The sequence below is a fragment of the Endozoicomonas sp. ALE010 genome (assembly GCF_049310165.1).
In the GTDB taxonomy this organism is placed as follows: Bacteria; Pseudomonadota; Gammaproteobacteria; order Pseudomonadales; family Endozoicomonadaceae; genus Endozoicomonas.
Genome location: NZ_JBLYNV010000126.1, coordinates 1 through 5,641 on the forward strand (window position 1 = coordinate 1; position 5,641 = coordinate 5,641).

The 5,641-nt window shown below is 52.0% G+C and carries 3 protein-coding genes; 1 reads left to right on the forward strand and 2 read right to left on the reverse strand.

Annotated features, from left to right (window positions below; translation table 11 throughout):
- The coding region (locus ACO6UY_RS23815; protein ID WP_422491519.1) for a hypothetical protein at nucleotides 1-2,384 on the reverse strand (2,384 nt) is incomplete at its 3' end.
- Between the two features lie 326 nt (nucleotides 2,385-2,710).
- Here ACO6UY_RS23815 and ACO6UY_RS23820 point away from each other — a divergent pair.
- Nucleotides 2,711-2,899: a hypothetical protein gene (locus tag ACO6UY_RS23820; RefSeq protein ID WP_422449611.1), complete on the forward strand. Its 189-nt coding sequence runs from the start codon at nucleotides 2,711-2,713 to the stop codon at nucleotides 2,897-2,899.
- An 8-nt stretch (nucleotides 2,900-2,907) separates the two neighbouring features.
- Here the strand turns inward: ACO6UY_RS23820 and ACO6UY_RS23825 are convergent.
- Nucleotides 2,908-5,641: transglutaminase-like domain-containing protein (locus ACO6UY_RS23825; protein WP_422491520.1), on the reverse strand; the 2,734-nt coding region annotated here is incomplete at its 5' end.

The window sequence follows — 5,641 nt, forward strand, 5'->3', positions numbered from 1 at the left end:
CCCTGCAGGAACACCACGGGATGCTCCCGGACCCTCTGGGCCAAATGCTCCAGACGCCGCTCCTGCCGGAACCGGTCAGAGCGCTGCCGGGCAAGGAGGGTGTCGGGCAGATCCTGACACGGCCCGGGTAACTGATCATCAACAAAGGCCGTGGCCAGTATCTCCCGGATCTGTCGTGATTTCTGTTGATCGGTCTGATTCACAATGGCGATAATCTGGCTCTCCAGCATCCCGACCGTTTGGCTGATGATGGTGTCTTGCCTGAGTAATGACCGTTGGGCGATCAGAGTATCTTTTAAGGTTGAGCGCAGGTGCCCGTCAAACAAGCATTTTTTCCGGGCCAGCCGAAGATCGACCGCCAATCGTTGCGCCATGGGCCGCTGCCGTGCGGGGGCAGCAGCGGCGACCACATAAGTGGCCAGCTCTTTCACCGAGTTGTTATCTATGTCATCCGGTTCTTTGCTGTCCTGGTGAACCGTGGCCGGACAGTGCCGGGCCAGCGTCCAGAAACAAGCCTCAATGTCCCTAAGCTCGGGGGCCGGGTGTCGGGCCAGCCATTGCTCCAGGGCGGATCGGTCGGCACGGTTGTCAGTGGGCTGATCCGGATAATAACCGGCAATTTTCGCCTTGATGAAACTGTAAATCTCCGGATCGCCACGATAAGCCTTGGCCAACAGCACATGCAAGGCTCGGCGTTGATGGCAGGGCAGAAGCCCGGGGCTACCGTCCAGCAGGCGTTCTGCCTCGGCCTGTTGGTCAAACCGATACTGAAAATCCTCCCCGGTCCAGGGCGGTCTGTCCGGGTAGAGCCTTTGACAGGATCGGGGCAGTGACATCAGCAGGGAGTAGATCGGGTTTTCCGGTGCGGGTTGTTGGCTGTCGGAAACGTTGAGCAGGGCGTTGATCAATGTTGAGCCGGTGGTTTGCTGCCCCGGGGGAGGCATGAAGGTAACCCGTGCCTTTGGCAGTTCCATCTTGTGCCCATGAATAAACAGGTAAGGGGCGGGTAATAACAGGGTTTCCAGGTTGGCAGCCAATTCCGGGTTGCGCTCCAGACCATAAAGGGTCGTTGCTGTTCCATTGACCAGGGCATCCAGCAGCCGACTGTTGGTCAGTGAAAAAGTGAAACGGCTCTGGCTGGTGAGGTTGACCTGTTGCAGGGATTCCAGGGTATCCCCGGGGTTGATCTGATAAGTGAAAGTGGCGCAGTGTGGGTTGCAGGCTCCCGTGGTTGGACAGTCGCCAGCCCTTGCAGGGAGCAACAAATCGGTTGGCAAATTGGTAAACAACTGTGGTTTTTTACTCGCCGGTAATTCCTCCAGTCGGCACAATAACCATAACCACTGTTTGTCATCCAGCTCGCCAGTAAGCACCAGTTGCCTGCAACCTTGCAGCAGATTAGCGAGCATATCCGTTTGCACAACGGCAGTGCCCTCTACCATCACATGGCCTTTGAGACGCTCGATTGAGCTGCCGTTTATCACCACAAACGGGCTTTGGGGGCAAAAAACGGTGCTGTCGCTGATCGTCTGATCTTTCCGGGCGTTGAGTTCGGTGGCACCGACATGGGCTACGGACAGGGATATCTGCTCAGGCAGCCGGACCCATTGCTTGTTGGCGGTAAATCCGCCAACACGTATGGCCGTTGCCAGGGCTGCCTGGAAGCCAGTGTCTTCCCAGGGTGCATTGTTAAGCACAAGGTGGGTATTCTCTTTCAGGTTGGCCAAAGCCCCTTCAGAAAAAACCAGCCGACCCCGATCATTGAGGGTGATACCACCAAAGAGTTGATGGTACCAGTTGTCGGTGGTGGCAAAGTTGATGTTGACGCGGAGGGCATTGGCCGGGATGTCTTCCGTGTTTTTTTGGGCCAGCAAGGTTTCATCGGTCACCGAATCAGCAATATGGCAGTCGGCTTCTGATACGGCCTTTTCCGGCATTTGCCCCAATCTGCGCCAGAGGTCGGGGTTGGCGGGCTTACTTCCGTCCAGCATCCCGTGGTTGACCAGAAATACCCGTCGGATGTGGTCGCCCAGTGGTTTATCGTTACACTTGGGTCCCACCTGAAGAAGGTCATTAAAGCTGGCGATATCACCGGGTGTCATGGAGGTCAGGTCAAACACCAGGGTCATCGGCTCATCCGTAAACAGTCGGCCTTCTGCTTTTTGTAATTGGCCGCCCTCTAGCCAGGTTTGTTGCATCAGGCCCTGTTTTTCCAGATCAGCCAGCGCGCGAATGCAATACGTTGCAGGCTGTTCATGGCGTAATTGATCAATAATTCGCTGTTGGGTTAACGGAGTATTGGCAAAATAGAACTCACCGGTGCTCAGGCTCTGATGGGCCGCTTCCTGATCCGTTGAGCGGGCGGTGGGGTGATCGCTTTGCAAGTGAGAGGTAACTTGACAGGCGACTGTTGTCCTTTGTCCTAAATCAGGCGTTGGGACTTCTTGAGGTTCTATTAATCTTGATCGCTTTGCTGAAGATTGCTGAAGCTTTGTCTGTCCATCGGAAAAATCCGATATTTTCCTTATGTCTCCCTCCTGGTGTGGTAAAGAGTGGGTTACTGTTTGATTTGGCAAGGAGTGATAATTGATAACTTCATTTGTTATTTTGTCCATTTGATCATCCATGCCTGATTTATGAATGCCGGTGTCAGGAAATTTAAGACAACAAAATAATAAGAACGTTCCTGCCACGGAAACCTCATTTTGCTGTGGCGGTGGCCGCCAGGGCTAAATGGACAATTCATGATGAGTGGATGCTCAACCGAAAGGAAAACCAGTTCAACTGGCTGGCCGGTATGCTGATGGCATTACTACCAAATGAAATCATAAGTAGCCAGAAATATGTGATTCCATATGGCCAGCTATTTAGCCCACGAAGCATTGGTCTGGAATTCTGAAAGAGCCACTACCTGTTTTCGATCTGTGCAAGAAACTCATCTAAAAGAATCAGCAAATCATCCTCCTGAAGAACGACAGCGGAAGGCCGGTTAAAATGGTCTTTTAAACGTTTTGGCGGTAATTTTAATTGGGTCATGGGGTCAACTTGCTGATCGGCATGCGTAAGCAGCGTAGTAAAGAAAGGCTGCACTGTCTCGGAATACTCCTCATAATAATGAGTTATCCAAGTGAGAGGAGTAGTATCATTCATGTGATGCGCTGCCAGCCAGTTAAAGAATATTTTTCTTATTGATTCGCTGAACGGCAAATGGTTTACACTATCATGTATGTCACTGATTACTGTCTTTAATCCAGATTTTATTTTTTCTTCAATCTTTTCATCCACCGCTTTTTCAGACAAAGAAGTACAGTCAAAAATAATGGGTTTGTAGCTTGTAGATTTTGATACGTTCAGGAAAGCTGCCTCACCGGCCATAAGCTTTTCAGGGATGATAATGCTATTGCCCACAGGTTGGTGGTGGAATTGTTGATGGATGCGAGGCTGGGATAGTCGCTCCAAAAGGGAGCGGCTCATGGTGATCGTTTTGATCAGGTTTATGCAGTGCTGTGAAAATTCTGGTTCTACGCTTTTAATTTCAACAAGGTTAACTGGTTTGGGACTCAGAGAATAAGACTCAAGCATTGATTTTACCCGGTCTTGCAACTGACAGGAATCACAGGCCCCGGAGAACCTCTGTAAGATGGCCAATAATATATATTTCAGAAATTGAGGTGCTGAGCAGTAAAGATCACATAGCCAGTTCAAATAATTAGCATCGGGCTTTTTTGCCTGTATCAGCTGAGATAGTATCTTTGTATACGAATCATCGAAATGACTTATTGCCTGGCTATGGCACTCACCATCAAACCAGGCGCTTTTTTCTATGAAACGTTCCCAGAATTCTATGTCTTTACCAACAGTCAGGTAAAATATTTGTGGCGATAACGCTATCCCCCAATGTTCCAGCACATAGTTGATAGCAATGTCGGAGGGGTTTCTGATTAAGGTAGAGTAGAGATCGTTATGCATAGACTCAGTCAAAGCTGATCGGTTTTTGTTTATCTCTAATTGTTGTGCAATAAAGTAATCGACACCTAAAGCTAAGAAGTTTTCCCGTGAATCGATTAATTGGTCGGAACAGGCATACTCCTCGGGTGACTTCAGCTTAGTGCACTCTGGTTGACGATAATCCCCCCAGTCGGGTTCTGTGATATCTGCAGTGGACCGTCCGCCACCACCGAGTTGGTATTGTCGCCAGGTGTGGCCGCCATCGGGGCTGATCTCAACAAAACGGTGCGAAGCATTCTCTATTTGCCGGGCAGGAATCCCCCAATAGTGGCAGAGCACCTGGAAGATCGTCGCCTTGTGTCGGCAAACTCCTTGTTTCTCCCTGAGCATATTCAGCAACAGCTGTTCATCTTGTCCGGTCACATTTTTGCTGTCAGAAAATGTAGCCAGCCAATCCATCAACGCCATCAGCCGTTGCGGAACATTAATGATCTCATCGATGCCACGCAGCTGTTCATAGGCTTTGCAGCTGTTTGTTTCGGAGCAAAAAATCTGCTTTGCCAGCAGATCTGCAAGCCGTTGACTGCACAATCCCTCTTGTAATGTCAGACACTCGCCCGGTTTCAGCGGGGTAAAATAGGTTTGCCCGGGGGCAATGATAAAGTCCACCGTTACCGGTGATGGTGCGGATGCCTTACTTTTGATTAACAATTGCCCTGTCAGCTCGCTTCGGGCCAGCTCAATGGGGGTGTCCGGGGTGCCGCGCAGTGCCCTGAGCTGGTCCGAGGGCGTCAGGGCAGGCAAGGGCTGCCATTGATTATTCAGGGTCAGCGCAATTTTGCCGGGCAGTTCATCGGCGCCAAGGTCGGTCCGCCAGACGATATCATCAGGCCATCCTGGCACAGGGGTTATCGTGCCATTTGTCCAGTCGATGGGGTAGTCGCGCAACTGGCCGTCTTCATCCAGATGGGTCTGGACAAAAAAGAGACGATATTGGCGGGCATCGTAAGGAGTTTCAGGGAAGTATCTGGTGATCCTGAAGTGGCGGGGAGCCACAATATCGCCAAATGCGGAGGGGGAAGCCGAATGACTGTTTCTTTTCGGATTTACCGTTGACCCGTTCTTGTGGCGGGTCTCCAGGCCTTGTTGCATGGCCTGCACAATCGTGATGACGTCCTGATCTGTTGCCATCGGTGTCACGGTGATTACCCGGTCACGACAACGGGGTACAGGCCCGAACTGTACCATGATGGGCGTCAACAGACCGGGTATGCTATTGGCGCTGGCCTCAAGGTCCTGGCGTCGTTGTTCTTCCTGCTTGATTCGTGCCAGGCGAGCGGTATCTTCCTGTAGCGGGGGCAGCAGTTTCTTTAAAGCGCGAAAGGGCAGTGACAGGTGTTGTCGCAAGGCCTGATCCCACTGTTCAGGGCGCTGACCGGCCAGCTGCCGGGCGCTGCGAAACAGGTCGTCCAGTGCCAGTTGCATCGGGCTGTTCTGCTGATGCAGCGCTGTGGCCAGTTGGTGGAAGTGATCCGCCAGCCATTGGGGCAACTCTTCGGGTATCTTGGGCAATCTCTGCACCAGCCTTGCCAGGTCTTCCGGGTCAAGGGCTGCCAGCCTGATTTGGGTGCAGCGGCTGGTCAGGGCCAGGCTCAGCGCTTCCCGTCCGACGAAATAGCCGGGATTGATGGTG